Here is a 2,214-nt window from a genome sequence, read left to right on the forward strand (position 1 = left end):
GGCCGGGCCACCGCTCGAGCCACGCCCGCCAGACGGGCTCCACGCGGGCGACAGGGGTCTGCTGACTCATGACCTCGCAGAGCAGGATCTCCCACGCACCGACCTCCGGCCCGCGCCAGGGCAGGGGGCGCCCGGCGCGCTCGAACCAGGACAGCAGGGCAGAGGGGTCGACAGAGGTCACCGTGCGCCCGTCAGACCGCGGTGTGCACAATATGAGTCATGCCTCATACCGATCCCATCAAGGCCTGGGCCTCCCTCCGTGACGGTAACCATCGATTCGTCGGGGGCGAGATGCGTCATCCCGGTCAGAATACCGAGCACCGCCAGACCCTGGTCGCCGCGCAGAACCCCAAGGCCGTGCTCTTCGGGTGCTCGGACTCCCGGGTCGCCGCGGAGATCATCTTCGACCAGGGACTCGGGGACCTCTTCGTGATCCGAACCGCGGGCCACATCAGCGATTCGGCGGTGCTCGGGTCGATCGAGTACGCGGTCCACGTGCTCGAGACCCCGTTGATCGTGGTTCTCGGCCACGACAGCTGCGGAGCCGTCAAGGCCACGGTCGACGCGCTCAACACCGGGGAGATCCCTCCCGGTTTCCTGCGGGACGTCGTCGAGAAGGTCTCGCCCTCGATCCTCAACGGGCGTCGCGAGGGACTCAGTGCGATCGACGATTTCGAGGCCCGACACGTCCTCGAAACCGGCCAACTTCTCAAGCAGCGGTCCAAGATCATCAGCGACCGGATCGACGAGGGGAGGTTGGCCATCGTCGGCGTCACCTACAAGCTCTCCGACGGCCACGCGTACCTGCGCAGCGTGTTGGGAGATGTCGACGACATCCCCCACGGCCCGGGTGAGGAGATGATCGCGGTCTAGGGACACGCCGCGAGGGGGATCGGGTGCGGCGCCGACCCGGCTCTAGAGTTGGACCCGTGCACGAACCCCAGGGCTCCCTTCCGCGCGAGGTCTATGTGCGTCGCCGCGTCGCCGCGGTCGCCATAGCGGTCGTCGCGGTCCTGGCCGTGGTGCTGGCACTCTTCCTCGCCTCCAGGGACAGTGGCACGGACACCCAGGACTCGGCGACCGGCGGCGAGGTCGACTCGGCCGAGGCGGCCACCACCACCGAGACCACGACCACGGAGACCACCCGGGACGACGGCGGCGCCTCGCGGGGCCGGTGCGCGGACGAGGACCTGAGCCTGGAGGTCTGGCCCGCCGAGCCCAACGTCGCGGTGGGGCAGGATGTCCGGTTCTTCGTCAACATCCTCAACACCTCCGACACCACGTGCGATCGCGACCTCTCCGAGGCGCCGCTGTCCTTCGAGGTCTACCGTCTGGACACCAACGTCAAGGTGTGGTCGAGCATCGACTGCACCACCCCCCGTGAGGACGACGAGGTGGAGCTCCGCCCCGGTGAGCCCGAGCCCCGCCAGATCGACTGGACCGGCCGCCGTTCCGCGGAGGGCGCCTGCACGGAAGCGGACCGGACCCCTGTCGAGGTCGGCGCCTACCAGGTGTACGCGCTGGTCGGGAACGTCTTCAGCCCGGCGGCCACCTTCAACGTGGTCGAGGGAGGCTGACCCCGGGCGGCGGGCCCCTCTGCCCCTGGGACGACCCCGGCGCTAGGACGACCCCAGGCCGGTCAGCCACTGACGAAGGTGCCTGGCCCAGAGGGCTCCGACGCCCTCCACGTCCGCGAAGTCGGTCTGTTCGGCGGCGAGCAGTGCCGGCACCGAGCCGAATCGCTCCACCAGGGCCGAGATCTGCACGGGTCGGAGCCTGGGGATGTGGGCGAGCATCCGGTGTCCACGTGCGGTGACGTGCTCGTCCAGGTCCTCTGGCTCCGCGGGCAGGCCGAGGCAGCGCGCGACGGGGCCGGGCAGGAGGAGATCGGCGTCACTCAGCGCCGCCAGTCGCTCGAGCCCGGTCGCCACCTGCTCGGCGGTGGGGACCGTGCTCCCTTCCGCGGGATCCACCGCGACGTGGTCGGCGACGAGGCCCCACAGTTCGTTCGGGGTGTCGGCCAGCAACTCCTCGAGCTGGAGTGTGGTCTGGCGCCCGTACTCGCCCATCTCCACCGCGAGCTCGGCGAGTTCGGCACCCAGACGGTCCAGCCGGACCAGCCGTTGGGCCATCGTCACGACGTCGCGGACGGACGCGTACCCGCCGAGCTCCGCGCGGTCGAGCCGGTCGCGGGCCCGGGCGGTGCGGGCGCCG

At 70.5% G+C, this 2,214-nt stretch carries 2 protein-coding genes and 2 pseudogenes; 2 read left to right on the top strand and 2 right to left on the bottom strand.

The genetic code is table 11. The annotated features are described in order from the left end of the window. Positions 1-181 (bottom strand): annotated as a pseudogene (locus tag IY392_RS02810) (A/G-specific adenine glycosylase); the annotation flags it as partial. A gap of 38 nt (positions 182-219) precedes the next feature. On the opposite strand from IY392_RS02810, the gene IY392_RS02815 reads away from it, so the two are divergent. Both IY392_RS02815 and IY392_RS02820 read left to right on the top strand, forming a co-directional pair. Further along, a complete protein-coding gene (locus IY392_RS02815) occupies positions 220-873 on the top strand; it encodes a carbonic anhydrase (protein ID WP_107755694.1) in 654 nt (217 codons plus the stop codon). A 56-nt stretch (positions 874-929) separates the two neighbouring features. Then, positions 930-1,577, top strand: a complete 648-nt coding sequence (locus IY392_RS02820; protein WP_182613240.1) for a hypothetical protein — start codon at positions 930-932, stop codon at positions 1,575-1,577. A 42-nt stretch (positions 1,578-1,619) separates the two neighbouring features. Here IY392_RS02820 and IY392_RS02825 read toward each other — a convergent pair. Further along, positions 1,620-2,214 (bottom strand): annotated as a pseudogene (locus IY392_RS02825) (DNA integrity scanning protein DisA); the annotation flags it as partial.

It is taken from the genome of Dietzia sp. SYD-A1, from assembly GCF_015356725.1.
Taxonomy (GTDB): Bacteria; Actinomycetota; Actinomycetes; order Mycobacteriales; family Mycobacteriaceae; genus Dietzia.

Excerpts from the sequence above, each read along its gene's own strand:
- IY392_RS02815 (WP_107755694.1), top strand. The coding sequence starts at position 220 with ATGCCTCATACCGATCCCATCAAGGCCTGGGCCTCCCTCCGTGACGGT.